The 19,854-nt window shown below is 46.7% G+C and carries 20 protein-coding genes; 12 read left to right on the top strand and 8 right to left on the bottom strand.

Annotated elements, in window-relative coordinates:
• Window positions 1-43: 43 nt before the first annotated feature.
• Both HMPREF1647_RS05815 and HMPREF1647_RS05810 read right to left on the bottom strand, forming a co-directional pair.
• Window positions 44-424, bottom strand: a complete 381-nt coding sequence (locus HMPREF1647_RS05815; protein ID WP_035432983.1) for a DUF1304 domain-containing protein — start codon at window positions 422-424, stop codon at window positions 44-46.
• A 43-nt stretch (window positions 425-467) separates the two neighbouring features.
• Window positions 468-1,823: a DEAD/DEAH box helicase gene (locus HMPREF1647_RS05810; RefSeq protein WP_035432981.1), complete on the bottom strand. Its 1,356-nt coding sequence runs from the start codon at window positions 1,821-1,823 to the stop codon at window positions 468-470.
• A gap of 46 nt (window positions 1,824-1,869) precedes the next feature.
• Here HMPREF1647_RS05810 and HMPREF1647_RS05805 point away from each other — a divergent pair, with 46 nt between their 5' ends.
• Both HMPREF1647_RS05805 and yfcE read left to right on the top strand, forming a co-directional pair.
• Window positions 1,870-2,853 carry a homoserine O-succinyltransferase gene (locus HMPREF1647_RS05805; protein WP_035432979.1) on the top strand — a complete coding sequence of 328 codons (984 nt, stop codon included), beginning with the start codon at window positions 1,870-1,872 and terminating at the stop codon, window positions 2,851-2,853.
• 129 nt (window positions 2,854-2,982) lie between these two features.
• On the top strand, window positions 2,983-3,543 hold the full coding sequence (yfcE, locus tag HMPREF1647_RS05800; protein ID WP_035432977.1) for a phosphodiesterase: 561 nt from the start codon (window positions 2,983-2,985) through the stop codon (window positions 3,541-3,543).
• A gap of 79 nt (window positions 3,544-3,622) precedes the next feature.
• On the opposite strand, the gene HMPREF1647_RS05795 is transcribed toward yfcE, so the two are convergent.
• Window positions 3,623-4,342 carry a GntR family transcriptional regulator gene (locus HMPREF1647_RS05795; protein ID WP_035428170.1) on the bottom strand — a complete coding sequence of 240 codons (720 nt, stop codon included), beginning with the start codon at window positions 4,340-4,342 and terminating at the stop codon, window positions 3,623-3,625.
• Between the two features lie 134 nt (window positions 4,343-4,476).
• On the opposite strand from HMPREF1647_RS05795, the gene HMPREF1647_RS05790 reads away from it, so the two are divergent.
• From HMPREF1647_RS05790 to HMPREF1647_RS05760, 7 genes are all read left to right on the top strand, one after another.
• Window positions 4,477-5,874 (top strand): glycoside hydrolase family 1 protein, encoded by a 1,398-nt coding sequence (locus tag HMPREF1647_RS05790; RefSeq protein WP_035432975.1) that lies wholly within the window; start codon window positions 4,477-4,479, stop codon window positions 5,872-5,874.
• A gap of 23 nt (window positions 5,875-5,897) precedes the next feature.
• Window positions 5,898-7,337 (top strand): PTS sugar transporter subunit IIC, encoded by a 1,440-nt coding sequence (locus HMPREF1647_RS05785; protein ID WP_035432973.1) that lies wholly within the window; start codon window positions 5,898-5,900, stop codon window positions 7,335-7,337.
• A 76-nt stretch (window positions 7,338-7,413) separates the two neighbouring features.
• The gene (locus HMPREF1647_RS05780; RefSeq protein ID WP_035428165.1) at window positions 7,414-7,710 is read left to right on the top strand and encodes a PTS sugar transporter subunit IIB; all 297 of its coding nucleotides are present in this window, start codon (window positions 7,414-7,416) and stop codon (window positions 7,708-7,710) included.
• A 55-nt stretch (window positions 7,711-7,765) separates the two neighbouring features.
• Window positions 7,766-8,101, top strand: coding sequence for a PTS lactose/cellobiose transporter subunit IIA (locus HMPREF1647_RS05775; RefSeq protein ID WP_081933331.1), 336 nt, complete (start codon window positions 7,766-7,768; stop codon window positions 8,099-8,101).
• 14 nt (window positions 8,102-8,115) lie between these two features.
• Window positions 8,116-9,003, top strand: coding sequence for an ROK family protein (locus HMPREF1647_RS05770; RefSeq protein WP_035432971.1), 888 nt, complete (start codon window positions 8,116-8,118; stop codon window positions 9,001-9,003).
• Between the two features lie 252 nt (window positions 9,004-9,255).
• Window positions 9,256-9,540, top strand: coding sequence for a zinc ribbon domain-containing protein (locus HMPREF1647_RS05765; RefSeq protein ID WP_035432969.1), 285 nt, complete (start codon window positions 9,256-9,258; stop codon window positions 9,538-9,540).
• 24 nt (window positions 9,541-9,564) lie between these two features.
• Window positions 9,565-11,502: an RNA polymerase sigma factor gene (locus HMPREF1647_RS05760; RefSeq protein ID WP_035432967.1), complete on the top strand. Its 1,938-nt coding sequence runs from the start codon at window positions 9,565-9,567 to the stop codon at window positions 11,500-11,502.
• 129 nt (window positions 11,503-11,631) lie between these two features.
• Here the strand turns inward: HMPREF1647_RS05760 and HMPREF1647_RS05755 are convergent, their stop codons facing one another.
• Both HMPREF1647_RS05755 and asnA read right to left on the bottom strand, forming a co-directional pair.
• Window positions 11,632-13,173: a zinc ribbon domain-containing protein gene (locus tag HMPREF1647_RS05755; protein WP_035432965.1), complete on the bottom strand. Its 1,542-nt coding sequence runs from the start codon at window positions 13,171-13,173 to the stop codon at window positions 11,632-11,634.
• A gap of 190 nt (window positions 13,174-13,363) precedes the next feature.
• A complete protein-coding gene (gene asnA, locus HMPREF1647_RS05750; protein ID WP_035432963.1) occupies window positions 13,364-14,365 on the bottom strand; it encodes an aspartate--ammonia ligase in 1,002 nt (333 codons plus the stop codon).
• Window positions 14,366-14,374: 9 nt separating this feature from the next.
• Here asnA and HMPREF1647_RS07020 point away from each other — a divergent pair, with 9 nt between their 5' ends.
• On the top strand, window positions 14,375-14,605 hold the full coding sequence (locus HMPREF1647_RS07020; RefSeq protein ID WP_156095559.1) for a hypothetical protein: 231 nt from the start codon (window positions 14,375-14,377) through the stop codon (window positions 14,603-14,605).
• Window positions 14,606-14,648: 43 nt separating this feature from the next.
• Complete coding sequence (locus HMPREF1647_RS05745) at window positions 14,649-15,080, top strand: Dps family protein (RefSeq protein ID WP_035432961.1); 432 nt, start codon at window positions 14,649-14,651, stop codon at window positions 15,078-15,080.
• A 226-nt stretch (window positions 15,081-15,306) separates the two neighbouring features.
• Here the strand turns inward: HMPREF1647_RS05745 and HMPREF1647_RS05740 are convergent, their stop codons facing one another.
• The gene (locus HMPREF1647_RS05740) at window positions 15,307-15,657 is read right to left on the bottom strand and encodes a cupin domain-containing protein (RefSeq protein WP_035432959.1); all 351 of its coding nucleotides are present in this window, start codon (window positions 15,655-15,657) and stop codon (window positions 15,307-15,309) included.
• A 638-nt stretch (window positions 15,658-16,295) separates the two neighbouring features.
• On the opposite strand from HMPREF1647_RS05740, the gene HMPREF1647_RS05735 reads away from it, so the two are divergent.
• Window positions 16,296-16,934 (top strand): transaldolase family protein, encoded by a 639-nt coding sequence (locus HMPREF1647_RS05735; protein ID WP_052039165.1) that lies wholly within the window; start codon window positions 16,296-16,298, stop codon window positions 16,932-16,934.
• Between the two features lie 149 nt (window positions 16,935-17,083).
• Here the strand turns inward: HMPREF1647_RS05735 and HMPREF1647_RS05730 are convergent, their stop codons facing one another.
• A complete protein-coding gene (locus tag HMPREF1647_RS05730; protein WP_035432955.1) occupies window positions 17,084-18,277 on the bottom strand; it encodes a zinc-ribbon domain-containing protein in 1,194 nt (397 codons plus the stop codon).
• Between the two features lie 11 nt (window positions 18,278-18,288).
• Window positions 18,289-19,140, bottom strand: coding sequence for a zinc ribbon domain-containing protein (locus tag HMPREF1647_RS05725; protein WP_035432953.1), 852 nt, complete (start codon window positions 19,138-19,140; stop codon window positions 18,289-18,291).
• Between the last annotated feature and the right edge of the window lie 714 nt (window positions 19,141-19,854).

The following is a 19,854-nucleotide window of genomic DNA, read 5'->3' as shown; positions in this document are numbered from 1 at the left end:
AAGGCCGGGTGCTTGTATGTGCCCAGCGTCGATGCTCAAAAAGTTACAGAATCAAATTGCAGAGTGCCATAATGGGGAATATTGCCTGTTTAATGGCTGCGGAGCGTTTGTCGGGAGAAGTTACATAGAGAAGAATTGCGGCAAATGCCATTGAACATACAGCAAAGATAACAAGCGCTTTACCTGCTGGATTTCTGGTGGCCATCAAGAAGACGCCAACGAATACCTCAATGGCAAGAAAGAGATTGTAAAATCCCTGGTTAAAAGCTATTTTTTCGGTGCTCTCTGCCTCTTCTTTTGTCATGTTAAAGGCCTTGAGCGTACCGTCAGAAGTCCAGGTAAATGACTCAAGATAAAAAATAACCACATGAAGAGCCGCTGCTCCAAGAGCAAAAATTACACCAACGCCATTAAAAGGGCCCATTTTGATTCCTTTACTGTATGAACTGACTGCATCTGATTATAGATTACGTGTGTCGGCCATATCTGCCGCCAAATCCAAATCCTTTGCCTCTTGACCTTGAACCCGAGAACATCGATCGCGTGGTCTTGGTGGTAGAGCGGGAGTCTTGAAGCATAATGCGACCCGAGTCATAAGAAAAGCCAGGTAGATCCCATGTAGGAATGAGTGCTTTTGTAAAGTATTCAATTTCCCTAAGCGGCGTGACCTCATCTGGTCCCATAAAAGTGAAAGCCTGACCTGCGGCCCCAGCGCGGCCTGTTCGGCCAATGCGGTGAACATAATCCTCAGGGTCAAGCGGCACATCAAAGTTAATGACCGCGTCAATGCCCTGGATATCAATGCCGCGACTCATGACGTCGGTTGCAACAAGAACCTGAATGGCGCCACTACGGAATCGCTCCAGTGCTCTTGCGCGAGCTTTTTGCGGACGGTCCGCATGCATAACATCAACCTTGAGACCTGCGGCTTTGAGATTTTTGTAAATGCTGTCAACGCGCGACTTTGTCCTACAGAACACCAACACACGCTCTGGCGCAGGATTAAACGAGTCGATAAGCGCCTTTAAGAGCTGCGGTTTTTGTCCCTGAGTGACCGAGCATAAATGTTGCTCGATTGTTGCCGCAGTCTGTCCGGTTCTTGCAATCTCAATGCGCTCTGGATCTTTAAGCAGCGCGTCTATAGTCGATGTGATTGATGCGGGGAGCGTTGCCGAGAAAAGCAGCGTTTGGTGCGCCTTGGGTAGCTGCTCCATAATGCGGCGAACGCTTGGCCAAAACCCCATGTCAAGCATACGATCCGCCTCGTCGAGCACCAGTACCTGGATGTTCTCTAGGCTTGTATGATTCTTGTCGAGAAGATCTATCAGGCGGCCAGGTGTTGCCACCAGTACATCGCAACCTTTTTGCAGTGCGGTTATCTGGTGCTTGTAGCGAGCGCCACCGGTAACAATGACGGCTTGCTGACCAGTGGATGCACAAACGCTTTTAGCAACGTTGTCGATTTGGGCAGCTAGCTCTCGTGTTGGGGTGATGATGAGTGCGCGGGGATATGCGTTGCGTTTGGCGTCGCCTCGCTTGGCGCCGCGTCCGGCGGCCGCGTTGGGTTTGGCGCTCGCGTTGGGCTCCTTGGCGCCGCGCTTCTCGGCCCCACCGGGTTTCTCGACAGCAATGCGCTGCAGCGTAGGCAACATGAACGCTGCAGTTTTACCCGTTCCCGTTTGCGCTGACGCAACAACGTCCTTGCCCGCCAGGACGGCGGGAATTGCCGCGGCTTGCACGGGAGTAGGTGCGTTGAACCCAAGTGTTGCTACGCCTGCCAGAATTTGCTCGTTTAGCCCGAGCTCGGCAAAAGTTATTTCCATACAAACAAGTATACTTATGTGCAACGATTAGCCAAAGGAAGTTGCCATGCCTATTAATATTCCAGATGGTTTACCAGCTAAGAAGACGCTGCAAGAAGAGCGCATTTTTGCGCTTGAGGAAGAAGTTGCAGAACACCAGGAGATTCGTCCACTGCGCCTGGCAATTTTGAATTTAATGCCTAAGAAAATTCAGACCGAGACACAGATTCTCCGCTTGATTTCAAAGTCTCCTATACAGGTTACGTGCGACTTTATGCGTATCTCTTCACATGAATCTAAAAACACTGCAGCCGACCATCTGGTCACGTTTTATTCAACTTTTGATGACTTCAAAGATAAAAACTATGACGGTTTGATTATTACCGGCGCTCCTATTGAGGACCTTAAATACGAGGACGTTGACTACTGGGATGAATTCTGTCGCATTGTTGATTGGTCTCAGGAGCACGTCTTTTCTACCATGTACCTGTGCTGGGGCGCACTAGCTGGCCTCTATTACCTGCACGACATTCCCAAGAAGATGCTGGGCGCTAAGCTCTTTGGTATTTTCCCGCAGCGTTTATGCGATGAGTATTGCTTCCTCACCAATGGATTTGACGAGGTACATTACATGCCACACTCTCGTCATGCTGCAATTGAGACATCAGCTCTGGTAAACCATCCTGAGCTTGCCGTGCTTTCTGAGGGATTTACCAGCGGACCCGCACTTCTCGCCACCAGAGACTTCCACGAGATCTTTGTAACCGGTCATTTTGAATATGATCGCGATACGCTTGCAGAGGAGTATTGGCGCGACTTCCACAAGGGCCTGCCGATTCGTCTGCCAGAGAACTACTTCCCTGATAACGATCCAGAAAAGCAGCCGCTGTTTACCTGGCGTGCGCATGCTAACTTGCTGTATCGCAACTGGATTAACTGGGTGTACCAGATGACGCCGTACAACACAGACGAGATACCTGCGGCTATTGCAGATCTTCGTCAGCGTGTTTCCGAGGCTGATCCTGATGCAAGGATGACCGGTAGGTTCTAAGCAGGCGTTTACACGGTGACCGAATTGCCGGCGCTTGTAACTGGTTGGACGCCATCAATACAATAAAATAATTGATTGATACACGCGTATGAAGCTACGTGTAGAAACACGTATAGAGAGGATACGTTGATGAAGGTTGTAATTGCTTCAGATATTCACGGCGCTGCCGACTATTGCGAGAAGCTTATGCAGGTCATTGAGGAGGAGCAGCCAAAGTACGTTTTGCTTCTTGGAGATTTGCTTTATCACGGCCCTCGCAACGATCTTCCTGCAGATTACGCTCCAAAGCGCGTTATTGAGATGCTGAACAGCATTTCCGATAAGGTCATTGCGGTCCGCGGAAATTGCGAGGCAGAGGTTGACCAGATGGTTCTGGACTTCCCTTGCATGGCTGATTACAACATCTTGTTTGACAAAGACCCCAAGACTGGCAAGCAGTTCACCATCTTCTTTACTCACGGCCACGTCTTTGGCCCTGGTATTCACAACAGTGTTGATAAGTGGCCTCAGATGCCAAGCCTCGACGCGTTTGTGTACGGCCACACGCACAGAAAAGTCAACATGCAGAGCGCCGACCACCCAGAGGTCACCGTGTTTAATCCAGGTTCTGTAGGCATTCCAAAGGACGGCACTCACAGCTGTGGAATCTACGAGGACGGCGAGTTTAGGCACGTCATCCTGGGCGAGTAAGTCTGTGTTGTTCACACGCAAAAAATGGCGAGAAGACCGATTGATCTTCTCGCCTTATTTGTGTCGCTGCTTCAGAGGTCTAGTGCATAGAAATGGTCATGAATTCATAGCCATGCGCATGTCGCGAGATGGAATATTCAAACGCGCGACCATCGTCGATATAACCGATTTGCTCAACCTCTAAGAGGGGGTCGCTTGTACTAATTTCTAGCCTTGAGGCCTCAACCTCTGTAGGCATGACGGCTCTAATTACGCGGTGCGCATTGGCAATTCTGAGCCCAATTTCGCTCTCAATATAGTTGTAAATTGAGTGCTCCAGATGAGCCTTTTTAAGATTGGGTACTAAGCTGATAGGCATGTAGGTATACTCGATGACCTGCGCAATTCCTTCAACAAGCCTAACGCGCACAATTCTATAGACAAAATCTTCGGTAGTAATATCAAGAGCTTTAGCAATGTATTCAGAGGGACGCTCAACTTCAAAGGTATAGACCTTTGATTTAACGCGCTCACCTCGGGCAGCGTGTTCAGCCATGAAGCCTTCCATTTGACCGGAGACTTCTTTACTTGGCTTAATTTGTGTTCCTTCTTCCAACTTTTTGACAAAAGTGCCGGAGCCTTTTCGCCTGAAGATAAGCCCTTGCTGCTCAAGAACTTCTAGTGCCTTATTAATGGTAATTTTGCTCACTTCATATTGCTCGCAGAGCTGAGCAACAGAAGGCAGGCGAGAATAAGCAGGATACGTGCCTATAGCAATATCAGTTTTGAGATCCTGAACAATCAAGTCGTACTTATTCATGACACCTCCTCAGGTAGCAAAATTTTTACTTTGCATTCTAGCTGATTTGCATTAGTATACTACATAGAAAACCTAACATATCTATTTCATAAAGTTGACATGTCAGGTTTAGATACTTTTGAGAAAGGATAGGCATGTCGTATCAGTTGCCTGAGAATTTCTTCTTTGGTGGGGCAATGTCTGGTCCACAGACCGAGGGTAAATGGCAAGACGGAGGAAAGCTGCCAAACCTTTGGGACACCTGGTCCAACCTGGACATTCATGCATTCCACAACCGCGTTGGTTCCTACGCTGGAAATGACTTTACAGAAAGAATGGAAGACGATCTTCAGCTTCTCAAGTCTCTAGGCTTGGATTCCATTCGCACTTCTATCCAGTGGAGCCGTTTGTTAGACATTAACGGCAACCTTAATCCAGAGGGCGAGAAGTACTATCACCACCTTTTTGCTGTTGCTAAGAAGGTTGGTATTGAGATTTTTGTAAACCTTTACCACTTTGACATGCCTGAATACCTCTTCAACCGCGGTGGCTGGGAGTCTCGTGAGGTTGTTGAGGCATACGCACATTACGCGCGCATTGCGTTTGAAACGTTTGGAAAAGAGATTCGTTATTGGTTTACCTTTAACGAGCCAATTGTTGAGCCAGAGGTCCGCTACACACTTGGTGGCTGGTACCCCTTTGTTAAGAATTATTCGCGTGCTCGTGCTGTTCAGTACAACATTTCACTTGCTCACGCGCTTGGTGTTCGCGAGTATCGTCGTGCAAAAGCAGCAGGTTTTATGCTTGAGGACTCTCGCATTGGCCTCATCAACTGCTTTGCACCACCATATACCAAAGAGAATCCATCTGAGGCAGATCTTGAGGCGCTGCGCATGACCGACGGCGTCAACATTCGCTGGTGGCTTGACCTGGTAACTAAGGGAGAGCTTCCACAGGATGTCATCGATACACTGCAGACCCGTGGTGTTGACCTGCCTATTCGCCCTGAGGACAAGCTTATTCTTGCCGACGGCGTTGTGGATTGGCTGGGTTGCAATTATTACCACCCAGAGCGTATTCAAGCTCCTGCAAAAGATACTGACGAGAATGGCATTCCAAACTTTGCCGATCCCTATATCTGGCCAGAAGCAGAAATGAATGTATCCCGTGGTTGGGAGATTTACCCACAGGGTCTTTACGACTTTGCCATGAAGGTTCGCGATGAGTATCCAGAGCTTGAGTGGTTTGTTTCTGAGAATGGTATGGGTGTAGAGCGAGAAGATCTTAAGAAAGACGAAAACGGCGTAATTCAAGATGATTATCGTGTTGATTTTGTCCGTCGTCATCTTGAGTGGATTGCTCGTGCAATTCAGGACGGCGCAAAATGCCGTGGTTATCACTACTGGGCCATCATCGATAACTGGTCCTGGGCAAATGCCTTCAAGAACCGTTATGGCTTTGTTGAGGTTGACCTGGAAGATAACTACAACCGTCGTCTTAAGAAATCAGCTGAGTGGCTTAAGCAAGTTGCCACTACACATATAGTTGACTAGAAACTCGTGAAAGGAGTTTGTTCATGGCAAAAGATAATGGCCAGGCATCGTTTCTAGATAAATTTGCAGAAGTTTCTGCAAAAGTAGGTAATCAAGTTCATTTGAGGAGCCTGCGCGATGCATTTGCAACTGTCAGCCCAATTTACATTTTGGCTGGTATTGCAGTACTGATCAACAACGTTCTGTTCCCACTCATCTTTGCAAATGATCCAGTTACCTTGGCTAATTTCAAGGTTTGGGGCGCAGCAATTGCTCAGGGCACTCTGAGTTTCTCGGCAGTTATTCTTGCAGGCATTATTGGTTATTGCCTCGCTCGTAACAAGCGTTTTGAAAACGCAATCTCTTGCGTTGTTATTGGTATTGCTGCACTTATCATCATGATGCCTCAGAGCATTGTTGCCACTGCAGGTGCTGTTCTTCATGCAGCAAACGCCGCTGATGCAGCAGCTGCAGGAGTTGCACTTCCTGTGGCTGATGTTGCTAAGCTCCTGCCAAGTGGTTATGCAGTTACCGGCGTTGATGTAACTGGTGCTTTCTCCACTTCCTTCACTGGTACAAACGGCCTCTTTGGTGCAATCATCATTGGTCTGCTTTCCACCACCATCTTCATCAAGCTCTCCAGCGTTAAGCAGCTGAAGGTCAACCTTGGTGAGGGCGTTCCACCAGCGGTTGCAGATTCTTTTAACACCATGATCCCTATGATGTTGACCCTTACCGTCTTTGGTATTGCATCTGCTCTTCTTGCAGTTTGCGCTGGCACTGACCTTATGACCATCATTGCAACAAGCATTTCTGCCCCACTGAAGGGCCTCATGAATGCTGGTCCATTTGCAGTCATCATCATCTACACCTTTGCAAACCTGCTCTTCTGCCTTGGCATTCACCAGTCCACCATCTCTGGTGTTCTGATCGAGCCAATCCTGACCATGCTTATTGTTGATAACATGGCAACCTTTGCAGCTGGTCAGCCAATTCCTCAGGACCACTACATGAACATGCAGATCATCAACACCTTTGCGCTGATCGGCGGTTCTGGTTGTACTCTGATGCTGCTTCTTGACACCTTTGTCTTCTCAAAGAACAAGGCTTCCAAAGATGTTGCAGCACTTTCTCTTCTTCCAGGTATCTTCAACATCAACGAGCCAGTTATTTACGGTTACCCAATCGTCTTTAACCTTCCTTTGATGATTCCATTTGTTCTTGTTCCAGATTTGTTCATCGGCCTGACCTACCTGTTCACCAACCTTGGTTGGATTAACCCTTGCGTTGCAATGGTTCCTTGGACAACCCCAGTCTTCCTGAGTGGTTGGCTGGCAACCGGTGGCGACATTCGTGCCGTCATCTGGCAGGTCGTCGAGGTTCTTCTCGCCATGGCAATTTACCTGCCATTCATGAAGATCTCCGAGCGTGCACAGGCCAAGCAGGCTGAGGCTCTTGCAGAGAATGCTCAGGATGCAGAGTAGTTTGTAAGCTTATAATCTGAGTATCACTTGAAGCCAGCCATCGTATTTGGTGGCTGGCTCATCAAAAGGAGATCATATGAAAATCTTACTTGCTTGCAACGCCGGAATGTCCACAAGCCTACTTGTTCAGAAGCTTCAGAAAGAAGCTGCTTCTCGTGGTTTGGATGCAGAGATTATTGCAAATCCTCTTAATAAGGCACTTGAGCTTATCGATGGTGCAGATGTTTTTTTGCTTGGACCTCAGATTGCGTATGCAAAGGCAGACGTTGAGGCCGCAGCAGGATCTACTCCTGTAGCTGTTATTCCTATGGTTGATTACGGCAGGATGAACGCTGCAAAAATCCTTGACGACGCACTGGAGCTTATTAAATAAGCGATAAAAGATTTTCTGAGCTCCCAGGTGCTCAAGAAAAGAGTATGGGGTAAAAATGGATTTAGATGACGGCATGACTGCTACGCAAGAAGCAGCCTTTGAGATTATTGCTACCGTTGGAACGGCAAAGTCAATGTATATTGGCGCTATCCAGAAGGCAAAAACGGGTGATATTGAAGGCGCGCGTGCAGATATTATTGCTGGTACAGAGATCTTTAATGAGGGCCATAGCACGCATCTGAACATGCTGCAGCAGTCCGCAATTGATAACAGCAATGTTGAGTTCTCGCTCATCTTGCTGCATGCTGAGGACCAGCTTATGCAGGCCGAGTCTTTCCGCATTATTGCTGAGGACTTTATTGACGTGTATGAGAAGCTCCTTAACAAGTAACTGGCGAGAAAAACATGTGTGCAGAGACGCTTCTTGGTGGTATTGAGTTTGGCGGAACAAAGATTGTTCTTGCCACGGGTACACCAGACGGAAAAATTTGTGAGCGTGAGGTCTTTCCCACGGCAGCGCCAGAGTCTGTTTTGCCAAAGATTGTGGACTGGTTCAAAGCTCGCTCTATTCAGGCTCTAGGTGTTGGCGCATTTGGCCCCACGGGAGTCAATCCTGACCTGCCTAGCTACGGAAAGATTCTCTCGACTCCTAAGCAAGGTTGGCGCAACTTCAATCTGTTGCAGGCGTTGAAGGATGGACTGAACGTCCCTGTTGGATACGACACTGATGTTAATGCAGCTTGTTTAGGAGAAGCAGTTTTTGGCGCAGCTCACGGCCTTGATAACGTTGTCTACCTGACCGTAGGAACCGGAATTGGCGCCGGCGTGCTGCTTGAAGGAAAACTCCAGCACGGTATGCTCCATCCCGAGGCTGGTCATATCCTTGTTGAACGTGAGGCAAACGATTCTTGGCAGCAGACTAAGTGTCCCTATCACCAGAACTGCCTTGAAGGACTGGCATCAGGTCCTGCTATTCAAGAGCGCTGGGGACTTCCAGCTGTTGAGCTTACCGAGAAAGACGAGGTATGGGAGCTTGAGGCTGCCTACCTTGCAAAAGCCCTCTCCACATATGTAATGTGCTACTCACCTCAGCGCATTATTCTGGGCGGAGGCGTCATGGAGCAGAAGCAACTGTTCCCGCTTATCCAGCAGAAACTTGTTACGTACCTCAACGGCTACATCAACACTCCGGAGATAGAGGACATACAGAATTACGTTGTTCCTGGAGGTTGCGAGGGAAACCAGGGCATTCTAGGTGCTTTGGTGCTTGGACAGCGTGCACTTGGTGCGTAGGAGTTTGGCAAGAAGAACGAGTACCGTGTAGAACGGCGTTCACTTTGTAAACAATAAGGCGAGAAGATCTATCGGTCTTCTCGCCATATTTTGTGGAGTGTGAGTATTACAAGAATAAATGACAAGAAATATGTATAGAATTGCAAACGATGTGCGTTGATAAAAACTAATTGAATAAAAAAATAATGAACCTTTTGGAGAACTCTCTCGTCTTAGTGAGAGACAAGGAAAACCTTCAAAAAGGGAGTTCAAATGAAATGTATTCAGTGTGGTCAAGAATTAAAAGAAGGCACAAAGTTCTGCTACTCGTGCGGAGCAAAGGTACAGAATACCTTTTGTAGCAAGTGCGGAGCCAAAATGCCTCGTGATGCAAAATTATGTGGTTCCTGCGGAAGTAAAGCCAGCGATTATTCCTCACTTCCAACTTCAAACAAATATGCGATTGAAACCTCGTTATCCGAAAGCGAAAGAAAGCTTGTAAACGAGCTAAAAAAACAAACCCCTGGGCTTACTTACAAGGCACAAAATGATAAGTAGATCAAATAGGAGGATAAGCGCCAAATGAAAATGTATTGCTTGAACTGCAACAAACTCTACGACTCTTCTGACAAGTTTTGTCACATCTGTGGAAACAAGCTTGAAGATGAACTGGGCTGTTATGCCGTTCAGTTCCTCAAAGGTGATCAAAATGCTGTTGAGAAAATCTACAGGTGTACTGAAGGTTGGGTAAGAGCACTTGTCTGCCAAAGTCTTAGAGGAGCAGATGTTGAAGATTGCATGCAAGAGCTCTATCTTCGTGCTTTTAAAAACATGAAGCAGTTCAAGGGTCAGCCTGCAGCGTTTAGAGGTTGGTTTAATGCGGTTGTTAAGTCTGGCATTATTGATTACGTCAGAAGTCAAAAGAAAACTTGGGATCATCAAGCTGAAAAGACAGATGATACTGAAGACGAGTTCTTTGATATTGCTGATGAGAGCATAGAGCTTAATCCTGAAGCACGACTTGACAAAAAAGAAGCTTATAACCTGATGGATGTACTGCTCAATGAACTTACCGAAGAGCAGCGTCTTTGTATTGGACTTTTCTATATTGAGAACAAAAAGCAAAAAGAAATTGCTGAGTATCTCAATATTCCTTTAGGAACAGTCAAATCAAGACTTTTTAGTAGCAAAGAAATTCTTCAGACAAAGATTCGTGAGATGGAGAAAAAGCAAGGTATTTGCCTGTTTGGCATGTCTCCTATTTGGTACTTTATGTGGCTTGCACATGGAGAAAACTCCGATGCAATTATGGCGGAGACGCTTTCAAAGATTTCTCATCTTCTCGCAGCTTCTGGAGCTGGTGCAGCTCAGGCGGCAGGAAAAGCAGCGGCCAAGGGCAATGCGCTAGCTGCAAAGACTGCCTCATCTGCAGGCGCTAAGGCAGCTGCTACCAAGGCAGCAGGATTAGGCGTTAAATCACTTGCTACAAAAATTGCTATTGGAGTAGTTACTCTATCTTTTGTAGGAGCAGGCATAGCTTATTCTGCTGGAGTATTTAGCCCTTCTCAACAAAAGAGCCAAGAGGCTGAAGTGAGCACTCAAGAAACAAATAATAAAGAGGAAGACGCACCAGAAGTAGATCCAGTCAAAAAGGCAATGTACGAGCAATACAGCGAGATTATTGATAATGCCTCAAGTTACGATTTTGGAAGCGTTCCATCAAATGATCGGCGTTTTTATCAGTACGCCCTAGTGTATATGGATAGTGCTAATCCTGATATCCCTCAACTTCTTTTAAAGACTGAATATGCTTATGGCGTCAACACTGTAAAGATTTTTAGTTTTGATAAGGACACAAAACAAGCTTACGAGGTTCAAAATGCAGGGGACATTCTAGAAGGAGTCGCATCTGCAGGTGGCTTTAGAGGTTCTTTGACAGTAGATAGTGATAAAAACGGGTTAATTGCAGTGAGCTGGTCTGGTTCAGGTGTTGGTAGTGATTACGGCAGTGCTTACGGTTACAGATATACGCTCTCTGGTCCTGGTGTAATTTCGACCAAAGAATGGGAAGGCAATATTACAGATCTTCCTGATGATATGAAGGGAGAAGAAATTACTTGGTCTGACAGCCGGGATAGGACGCTCATCGCGAAAGCTTTCTCAGATGTTTCAATTTTTGATAAAAAGCAAATAACGGTTCAGGGAAGACTTAGATATTTGACATTGCAAGAGATTCTTGATTTGCAAGGAATGCAATATCCTGCACAAATGGATTTTACAGAGCGTGAGTACGTCTTTGTCTTGGATAAAAAACAGGATGTTGCGGGACGTGCTGCATATGACAGTAGTTATAAAATTATGCGTACAACAATGATTGAAGTTGATCCCCAAGATGGCTTAGATCAATATTTGGATAAAGATATAAAGATGACATATTCGGTTGATGATACTATGCATCCGCATGACGCTCGTATACCCATGTATTCGCCTTTTACTAAAAATGTTACCTTCTCAGAGTAACAGGTAGCAGGTTAGCGCAGTCATAATACTATAGCCAGTGTCCATATTGGATGCTGGCTATAGTGGTCTCTATTGGATTTACGCTTGTTGTAGACAGCCTACTGAACACAGCTTGTTCAGTAGAATTTCTTATTGTCTGGTCAGAGTATCAGTATTCCAGGTGCTGCTTTCAGAACTGATTGAAACCGTACGGCCGCCATTTGTGGAGGTAAGAGTAAAGGGTTCGCTTCTCTGGCTTACCTGTCCGTTGAAGGTAAGCTGGATGCCCTTCTCGTCACCTGTCCATGAACCTGTTACGTCAGGCTCGCCACCAATTCGCCAAATAACAGTGCCATCTTTTTGGATGACTACCTCCATGGACTTGCCGTCAGTACCGGTTCCGCTGTAGGTACCCACCCATCTCTGTGCCTTTTCAAGGTCCTTCTTGTCTTTTTCTTTCTTTTCTTGCTCTTTTTTGGTCTTCTCGGCCACGCCAGATTTAAGAGTTTCACCCTTCTTTATCTGGTCAGATACGCGAGAGTGATATGAATCATAGGTTGAATTGTTGCCTGTATCGTCGCCCCAAATAACCTTCTCGTGCTCAATATCTCCGAGAAGGGCCTGTAGCTCAACAAGCTTATTTGCCACAGACTTTTGATCCATAGTATTTGCGGTATCTGTGTCGTTGAAGCTGTTTGCGGTTAGTCTGCGCTTGTAGTCGGCCTCAAACCAGTCGCGAATGCTTTTCTGTCGATCAGAGATTGAGCTATTCAAAATATTTACACCAGAGTCGTCGGTACCGTTTGATAGGCGGAACTGACCATTTTTCTGGTCGCCAGTGATTTGCTCTTCAATTTGATCGAGCTTCTCGTATTGGTTGAGAAGTTCAACGCGACTGCTATCGCTGTGTGGATCAACATTTACGCTTTCAATTTGCTCTTGATATGAAGCAATTCGTTGTTGAACTGCGTTACGTTGCGCAGCATTGTCTTGATGAGATTGGAAAACCCAAGCAATGGCCAAAACTCCCACGACTAAAACAGCTGCAAGAAGGCCAAATACAGCTTTGCGAAGTGCGTCCGAGCCGTCCTTATTCTGCTTGCGCTCAACGGAAGTTGGTCCGCTTGAAACGACGGTGAACTGCGAGGGGTCAAAGTGCGAAATAGCAGTTGAGTCATAGTCAGAAGGGGTAAAGACATTGATGCGGTCTGGGTCGTTGATGAAAGTTGTGGGCTCCTCGGCATCTGCGACAACGGTGGGATCTTCAGCAGCGGTGGGGTCGGCAGCGCCGGCGACAACAGTAGGAGCCTCATCTGGGGAGATGTAGGAGTCGTCAGCCGGCGCCTCAAGGAGCGAGGTTTCTGCAGCAGTTGCGTCTTCGCCATCGGTTGGGTACTCTGCCAGGACAGTTGCGTCTGGATCAGCTACGTCTGGATCGGCTGTGTCTGGGTCGGTTGTGGTATCAACTGGATCGTCAGCCTCTGCTGGTGCGATAACCTCAGTAGCTGTGGTGGAGTTGTCGGATGCGGTTTCTGTTGCAGGTTCTGTGGACTCGGCGAGCGCATCGGGTTTCTCGACGTCTGCGGCGTCTGCAACGTCTGCGACGTCCGCGACGTCAGAAAGCTTCTGTCCGCAGTTAGAACAGAACTTTGCGTGCTTGCTAATTTCAGCTCCGCAGTTGGGGCAATTCATAGAGTCGCTCCTTAAATCGCCAGTTAGACTCAGTGGCTTTTTATTACACTGAGTTACTATTGTAGCGTTAACAGGAGAAACGCCAAAATGTTTTTAGTTTTGAGGGCGGCTGCACGCGCTGAGGGCTGCGTGATGTGGCTTGGTGCCAAGTGTTCCAAGCAGCGGATTAGAGCGCAGCTTAAAGCGCGGATTAGAGCAGAGAAACGCCTGCTTCTGCACAGCGGTCTTCGGTCTGCTTGTCCCAGATAGATGCCTGCACCTCTCCGACGTGCGCTTTTTCTAGCAGCAGCATGCAGAGGCGGCTTTGGCCAATGCCGCCGCCAATGGTAAAGGGCAGCTCACCATCAACGAGCATCTTGTGGAATGGCAGCTCAAGGCGGTCTTCGCATCCAGCGATTGCCAGCTGCGACTTAAGCGCCTCAGCGTCAACACGAATGCCCATACTGCTAATCTCAATCGCAGAGTCCAGGGTCTCATCCCAGAACAACAGGTCACCGTTAAGTGACCAGTCATCGTAGTCGGGAGACCTGAAATCGTGAGGCTGTCCAGAGTTTAGAGCGCCGCCAATGCCCACGATAAAGGTGGTTGGATGCTCGCGAACAAACAGATTTTCTCGCTGCTTGGGCGTTTGAGTGGGGTAGAGATCCTCCAGCTCTTGCGAGGTCACAAAGGTAACTTCGCGGCTGAGCTGCGTGTTAAGCTGCGGATAGTGCCACTTGAGCTCGTCAAGGGTTCCGCAGATTGCCTCAACAATGCGACAAACGGCGTCTTCCAGCGTATCGGTATTGCGCTCGTCTTGCGTGATGATGCGTTCCCAGTCCCACTGATCCACGTAAATGGAGTGCAGGTTATCGGGCTGTTCGTCGCGACGGATAGCGTTCATATCGCAGACCAGGCCACGACCGACGGCAAAGTTGTAGCGCCAGAGTGCATAGCGCTTCCATTTTGCGAGCGACTGAACTACCTCGGCGTTCTTGCCTACGTTTGGCAGGTCAAAGGCAACCGGGTGCTCGACACCATTGAGGTTGTCGTTCATGCCGGTAAGCGGGTCAACAATCAGCGGAGCAGTGACGCGCGATAGCTTTAGCGCGGCACACAGCTTGGTCAGAAACACGTTCTTGACCTGCTCAATAGCTTTCTGCGTATCGTAAAGCGAAAGGCTAGAACGGTAGCCCTCGGGAATCTTGGTCATGGGGTCTCCTTGGAAGAGAGCGCTAAAAATTTGATTGCGCTGATTTTGCCTTCTTTCCACAACCCTTTGGCGAGAAACCCGTGTGATTTAACCGTTTTGTCAAAAAGACGAGTGCAGGTCGACTGCAATGGCAAAAATCATGCAGGTCATTGTGGGGTTGTGACTTCAAACATTGCAACCCAAAAAATTTTAGAAAGTTGGTATATCCCATCCAAAGAAGGGAATATAGCTATTAAATAGTAATCATTCCTATTTAGTAGGAACCAGATAGAAAGGTTTACCTATGCTAAACGATAAGCTCAATGTTCTTCTCGCCAACTACGCTGTTGAGGCTCACAAGATTCACAACTTCCATTGGTACGTCAGCGGCCCTTCATTCTATAACGTCCACACTGACCTCGACGAGGTTTACGGCGCAATGTACGACCAGCTTGATGCGGTTGCAGAGCTCATTCTGATGAACGACGGCTCTCCACTGGGCTCCATGGATTCCTTCCTCAAGAACGCAACTCTTTCCGAGGCAGCAGAGGGATTCAAGAATCCCCAGGAAATTTACGAGGCCATTCTTGCTGACTACGAGGCAATTCGTGCACTCGCAACAGAGATCAAGAAGGACGCAGACGCTGAGGATAACTTCCTTGTTTCCGCAGCAATGGACGAGCACATCTCTCTTCTCTCCAAGATCATTTGGATGATCAAGCAGTCCAACAAGTAAGTTTGGCAAATACCCAGCCGGTTTCAACGACCGGCTAAACCTTGTGTTTCTTTCTTTCCCTATGTTCTGAAAATGCCGTCGGTTTTCCGGCGGCATTTTTTTGTGGCTACCCGCTCTAAAAGAGGGCCACCGCCAGGCAGCCCTCTTCGCGTTTGCGTTGGCGAGAAGAACGTCACGCTTGAGCGATCTTCTCGCCAAATGCTGGTTTTCTCGTCAGATATTGAACTTAGTAGGTAGGGTTCTCTACCTCAATCTTGTCGACCTCCTGGAAAGGAGCAAGGGTTGAGACCATGACGATGGGCTCGTCGTAAGGGTTGTTGACGTAGTGGACCTCGCCGGGCTCAATGTGGATGAAGTCGCCAGCCGAGAGGGTGTGAACCTCACCGTCAACCACAATGTCAACCTTGCCCTGGAGAATGTGGAAGTTCTCCTCCATGATGTTGTGGTAGTGGGCCTGGAAATCCTGGCCAGGCTGGAACTGGACCATGGCATAGTTCATGCGAGGGCCTTTCATCAGGTACTTAGGACCGTGATCTCCGCACCTGTACTCAAAATCGTTCTCGTTGACAATAAACATCTTGCTTTCCTTTCAGGCGCAACCGACGCTCAGGCATGGGAGTTCTTCGAGGACGCAACCCACTAAGAGTGCGTCAGATACGAAAGCGCTGCTCACACGTGGCTTTATCATGTGGCGAGAAATACACTGACCTTGAGCTGGTAATCCGAAAGGATTACCAGCTTTTTTGTGGCGCGTTAACGTTGACTTTTAGGCTTGAGGTACAAAATAGCACAGCTTTGGTAGGTTCTGCTAAAGAATCGACATGTTCCTAATCAAGATAGCCAGGCAGCTAGGGGTTCACTGCATGACACTTAGAGAGCGTCAACGCTTGATATACATTTCTATGCATAAACTTCAATTAATATGCTGAATAATGAATAGACTTATATAAGAAATTTAACTATCGATGAATTCTGTACCTAAGGAACACACCTAAGTCGGATATTCTGCTCAGATGCGGGCATTTTACACATCTAATGACGATAATCTGCACGTTTGGGGTAATTTCTGCGTCATGTATACGTCTTTTTAACAGATTATCCGACTTAGGTGTGTTCCCCAAATCCGAAATTTGCCTCGCGAGGCGATGGTGAGAAGACCAACGGCTAAAATAGTTGTTAGCACATAGATACCCTAGTGATGAAGGGAAGCTACGTATGGAGTTTATTCTAGACACAGCTGATCTTGAGGCAGTTAAACAGCTGGATGAGCTTTTGGCTATCGATGGAGTTACCACCAATCCTGCAATCATCACCAGAAGTGGCAAGCAGCCTGAACAGGTCATAAAGGAGTTTGTTGAGTATCTGCGTCCAGAGCAGAAGTTTTTTGTTCAAGTTGTTTCAACTGACTATGAGCAGATGCTTGAGGAGGCTCGTTACATTTGTGGCCTGCGTCCAAAGAACACCTATGCAAAGATTCCTGTCACTCACAATGGCTACAAGGCAATTAAGCAGCTTAAGTCCGAGGGTCTTGGCGTTCTTGCGACGGCAATTTATTCTGCTAATGAGGCGTTTCTTGCTGCCATGAATGGTGCAGATTACCTGGCTCCTTATGTTAACCGCATGTGTAATTACGGTGACGGCATCGGTCAGGTTTTTGATCTTATGCAGATGCTTGAGACTCATGGACTGAATTCTAAGATTCTTGCTGCATCATTTAAGAATACTGAGCAGGTCCATGCGCTTATCTCTGCAGGTATCGATGCAGTTACCCTTCCACCTGATATTGTCTACACAATGATGGATCACCCTGGAACAAAGATTGCCGTTGATGAGTTCTCTGTCGCATGGGCGTGAGGCTTACGGTAGGGATACGCTGCTCTAGTTACTCTTACGTACTCAGCACAAAAAGAGCATCTACGCCAGTAGATGCTCTTTTAATGCCAACCTGAAACTTTGTTTCATGCCCAAAAATTTGTGCTTAAAGCGTTTACCTCAAGAATTTTTTATCGCTTAGTCAGATAATCTGTCTGCCAAGTTCCACTATCGGAGCTAACGGCAATAGTACGACCGCCATCTTTGGATGTGATGGTAAATGGTTCGCTTCGAGTGCTGATTCTGCCTCCAAAGCTAATCTTGACAGTATTTTCGTCACCGCTCCAAGTACCCTCTGTGGTCTTATTGTCGCCCTCACGATAAGTGACTGTACCATCACTCTTCAGAACAATCTCAAGCTTCTTGCCATCGGTTCCTATGCCCGTGTAGGTACCAACCCACTTGTTGACTGCGGACTTAGAAGCCTGAGTATCTTGCTTCTGCTGATTCTCCTTACCCTTGAGCAGGGAAGTAATCTTGCTTACTTGACCGTTAATCTTGTCGCCGAATGAAGCATAGCTGTAGTCTTTATCGGTATTGCTCTCCCAAACAGCTTTCTCGTCCTCAATGTTATTTTGAAGGTTTTTCAGCTCAGTCAGCTTGTTGTTTAGATCAGTTGCATCGGAGTTGTCTGCTGTTGCGCTTGCGTCAACAGAGTTGGCTCTAAGACGAGTCTTGTAATCGTTGAGGAACCAATCAAAAATCTTTTTCTGCTTATCCGTAATTGAGCTGGTGACGTCTTTGAGATGAGAGTCGTCATTGCCGTCAGAAAGAGTAAACTTACCGTCTTTTTGATCTGCGCTGATTTTGTTTTGAATATCTGCAAGCTGATTATATGCGGCGAGAAGGGCGGACCTATCTCCATCAGAGATAAGAGAATCAACGTCAACGGCATCAATTTGAGAAGAGTAAGACTTCTCAAGATCAGTCACCTCTTGCGCGCGAGCGTTTTGCTGATGGTTCTTGTAGAACATCCATCCGCCAAATCCGGCAGCACAAAGCAAAACAAGAGCAACGACTACAGTGAGGACAGTCTTACCAGCACTGGAAGGTTTTTTGTTGACGCTCTTTGTCTGAGGCGCGCTCTCAACAACAGTAGTGTCTTCGGAGGTTTCGACAGAATTAAAAGAACGTGAAGCTCTTGTTCGCGCAATGCTTGGGAAATGTGTGGTCGGAGTTACCTCTGGCTCCGAATTACGGTCATCTGATACGAATGTGTCTGCATCAGTAACTTCTTCGACAGAAGGTGACTCGATTTTTTCTCCGCAGGACGTACAGAAGACAGATCCGTCGTTAATTTCTGCACCACAATTAGGACATTTCATCTCTAGAATCCTTACTTAACAGCGGTTCCGCATTTACCGCAGAACTTAGCGTTTTCTGGGAGCTCTGCGCCACAATTAGGGCATGCAGATGGAGCGTCATTATTGTCTGTAGCAGGCTGATCAGCAGTTGAACCTACTACAGGGTTCGCGTTTTCTTCAACCGCGTCAACAGTTGGTGCTGCAGATGTGTTCTGAGCAGTCGGAGTTTGAACTGGAGCTGCATTGAATGCTGTAGTGCTTTGCTGCTGGGAAGGAACAGCAGCGGCAAAAGCAGCCTTCTTTGCCTCATTATTGCGATAGAAAATGAGTGCGCTTGCGCAAACGATTGCAAGGTGAATAGCAACGTAAATATAGCCAGCAAGAGAAAGTTCACAGCCAACACCAAAAGAATCGGAGCTTCCAATTGCTTGGGTGATTCCGTTTGTAATACCAGATTTGGTGAGGAAGAGAACTAAAAGGTTGGCAATTCCAGGAACCCACAGGAAAGAAATGAAGTTCTTAAATTTTGGAGAAAGTGAAACGACCATCATTGCAAGAGAGATAAAAAGGGTCACATTAAGGATAGTGGTGTCAACTGTTCCAGCCTTGAGATAGTCAGAGAGAACTCCGCTGTCACCACCTAGAAGACTTGAAGAGGTTTTAAGGATCGAGAAAATTGAGGAAAGCTCGGCAAATGAGAAGCTAATAGAAGCAAGTCGACCAGCTCGAATTTCAAATACAGGAGCTAGGAAAAAAGCTGCACTTAAAACGGCTGCAATTGCAATGACAAGGGACAGTTTCTCATTGTCATACTTGTCAAGCTTAGCGAGGTGTTCTTTAACATTGATTGCTTGCTGATTGGGGGATGAAACTTGTTGATCCATGGTTCCTTCTTTCCTTACTAATAACAGGCGCTATAAATGTATTATTTCTAGATACTAATTTGCTGTTTAATTGCATAAAACATAATTTGTTCACGATTTAGCAGATTAAACTAAATAAATATTTACCCTCTGCACATTTATGTAAAACCTTCTTTGCTGAGCACGGCAATCCTTTCATTGAGTTTTGCTTTCAATTACTAAGACGGAGTAGAACTACTAAAGGTTCAAAAAATTTAGTTGAAAAAATAAAAAAGAGAATAGTGAATCAATAGATACTTCTAACTCCTCAGATAGAGAGGGATTTTATTAGATATTTCTACTTTTACACTTGATGGAACTACATTTGATACAATTTTAAAGTTTTCAGTAATTGTCACTATGGCTAATGTCCAGCGTTGGATGAAGATACACGCTTCAATAAGTTCTCTGTCGCCTGGTGTTAAGCCTACGGTAAGGAAATGTTGCAGAGTAGCTTTTATTGCAGGAGAGGTGGAGCGCAGCTTTTTAGATTTGGCGTACAAAATAGCGCAGCTTTGTTATGCCTTGCTGAAGAATCGTCAAGCGCTTAATCAAGGTAACCAGGCAACTAGGGGCTCAATGTCTGACATTTAGAGAGCCTCGCTACTTGAGATATATTTTTATGCATAAACTTAACCTAATATGCTAGAAAATGAATAGCATCATATAAAAGATTTAACTATAGGTAAATTTCGC

Source organism: Lancefieldella parvula DNF00906 (genome assembly GCF_000758945.1).
Taxonomy (GTDB): domain Bacteria; phylum Actinomycetota; class Coriobacteriia; order Coriobacteriales; family Atopobiaceae; genus Lancefieldella; species Lancefieldella parvula_C.
Note: the sequence above shows the minus strand (reverse complement) of the source record. Positions and strands in the feature narration are given on the sequence as shown.